The sequence below is a fragment of the Variovorax sp. OK212 genome, assembly GCF_900112425.1.
Taxonomy (GTDB): domain Bacteria; phylum Pseudomonadota; class Gammaproteobacteria; order Burkholderiales; family Burkholderiaceae_C; genus Variovorax.
Genome location: NZ_FOLP01000056.1, coordinates 1 through 2,106, shown reverse-complemented (window position 1 = coordinate 2,106; position 2,106 = coordinate 1). Strand labels below are relative to the sequence as shown.

The 2,106-nt window shown below is 69.9% G+C and carries 2 protein-coding genes; both read right to left on the bottom strand.

Annotated elements, in window-relative coordinates:
- Nucleotides 1-99: 99 nt before the first annotated feature.
- On the bottom strand, nucleotides 100-1,488 hold the full coding sequence (locus BM004_RS40465) for a tripartite tricarboxylate transporter permease (protein WP_093222599.1): 1,389 nt from the start codon (nucleotides 1,486-1,488) through the stop codon (nucleotides 100-102).
- Nucleotides 1,485-1,949, bottom strand: a complete 465-nt coding sequence (locus tag BM004_RS40460; protein WP_093222597.1) for a hypothetical protein — start codon at nucleotides 1,947-1,949, stop codon at nucleotides 1,485-1,487. The genes BM004_RS40465 and BM004_RS40460 overlap by 4 nt, the downstream gene beginning before the upstream one ends.
- Nucleotides 1,950-2,106 lie beyond the last annotated feature (157 nt).

The following is a 2,106-nucleotide window of genomic DNA, read 5'->3' as shown; positions in this document are numbered from 1 at the left end:
TGCGGCGGCGACGAACAGGCGGACACTGTAGGGATCGATGCGGCGGGTCAACGTGGGCGCTCCGGGAGGGGCGCCCAGTTTGTCACAGTGGTACGCGGTTCAGCCGAAGGCCTTGACCACCGCCGGCACCGTCAGCACCGCCGTGTAGTACCCCATGAACTGCACGCCGGTGTTGAAGCCGATGGCGCGCGACAGCAGCCCGCCCAGCAGCCCCATCGTCAGGATCACCAGCAGCCCGAGCAGCTGGCCTTCCCACACGCTGATGACCACGATCAGGCCGACGAAGGTCGCGATGATGGCCTCGTGGCTCACCTTGCGCGAGACGAACAGCGCCGCGCGGCGCGCGAAGTTCATCGTGAACGGGTAGGCCACCAGCGCCGCCAGCACCACGGCCAGCATGCCGTAGCCCAGGAACTCCCAGTGGCTCAGCAGGTTGTGCAGGTTGTGCGTCTGGCCCGTGGCCGAGTCGATGGTGAACACCGGCGGCGCGTTGAACAGCGGCGCCGCGGGGCCGGCCGCCACCGGGCTCAGCGGCAGGCCGATGGCGATCAGCGGGATCAGCGCCTCGGCGATGTAGGTGGCCTCGGTCACGCCGTTGCGCGCGGCCAGCGTGGTGGTGAGCCGGTGGTACGCATGCTTGATGCGCGAGCCCACCAGTTCGCCCAGCACCACCGTCATCGCGACCGGGCTGAACACGAAGGTGGCGCTGGAGACCACCGCGGTGGCAAAGGTCCACTTCACCTGGCCGCGGTCGAGCACCTTGAACGGGTTGGGGAAGTAGCCCGACCAGCCCTTGACGTCGGGCGCCAGCGAGAAGGTGCGGACCTTCTCGCGCTTCATGCGCGCACGCGCCGCCGGCGAGATCACCGAGAACAGGTCGGCCACCAGCGGCCCGATGGCAATGCCCAGGAAGTAGCTGATGCTGAGCTTCACGCCGTACTTGCCGGTGAGCGCCTGCAGCGCCACGATCACCACCACGAACGGCACCAGCGTGGCCACCGAGGCCCAGCGCCCGCTGGAGAACCATGCGATGGCCACGGCCGCCACCACGAAGATCCACGGCGCCGCCTTGGTGATGGCCGCGCCGTAGGGCGCCAGCAGCACCGCGAACAGCACGGCCAGCGGCACCGCGATGAAGGCCGCGATGATCGCGCCCGACACCATCTTGCGCAGCGCGATGTGCGGCACGCCCAGGTTGCGCAGCACGTTGGCGTCCTGCAGCAGCGGCGTGGCCATGGTGTCGCCCGGAATGCCCAGCAGCGCGGTGGGCACCGCGTGCGTCATGTGCTTGGCCACGGCCGCGGCCAGGAAGAAGGTGAACACGCCCTCGGGCGGCACGCCGAGCAGCACCACCAGCAGCGTGAGCGGTGCCAGCGTGGTGGTCTCGTCGGTGCCCGACACGAGGCCGATGGCGGCGAACACCACGGCGCCGACGAGGCCCATGCCGGTGGCGACCAGGATCTGGTTGAACAGTGCGGCGTCGATCATGATGCGGCGCCTTCCTTGCCGGTTGCGGCCGATGCGGTGCGGGGCTGGTACGAGGCGAACAGGTCGTAGATTTCCAGCTCCTTCATCTCGCGCACCACCGAGGGCGGCAGGTCGGCGACCGAGCCCAGCGTGCCGTGCTCGGCGGCCAGTTCGGCCAGCACCTCTTCGCGCCAGCGCGGGTCGGCGGCCGTGCCTTCGACCACCTCGCGCTTGGGCGCGAAAAGCAGGGCGCAGATCACGCCCGACACCACGCAGCCGCCGAGGCCCGCCAGCATGGCGTAGGCGCGCGCCAGTTCAGGCGTGGCCACCGTGCTGGCGAGCACGCGGTTGGCCACCAGGAAGCCTGCGAGGCTCACGCCGAGGCCGATGGCGATCGACCACGCGAGGTGGCCCAGGTCGGCCGTGTCGCCCCAGATTTCCACCAGCCGCCATGGCGCGCGGCCTGCACTGTCCGTCTTCATGTTGTTGTCTCCGTCGTTGTGGATGCGATAGGTGCGGGCCGCGCCCGCGATGCTTACTTCTTGCGCAGCGCCTCGAGCAGCGCCACGGCGCGGTCGGTGCGCACGTCGTGCTCGGCGGCCATCTGCCTGGCGACCGCGTCGATCTCGTCGCCCGTGG

Excerpts from the sequence above, each read along its gene's own strand:
- BM004_RS40465 (WP_093222599.1), bottom strand. The coding sequence starts at position 1,488 with ATGATCGACGCCGCACTGTTCAACCAGATCCTGGTCGCCACCGGCATG.
- BM004_RS40460 (WP_093222597.1), bottom strand. The coding sequence starts at position 1,949 with ATGAAGACGGACAGTGCAGGCCGCGCGCCATGGCGGCTGGTGGAAATC.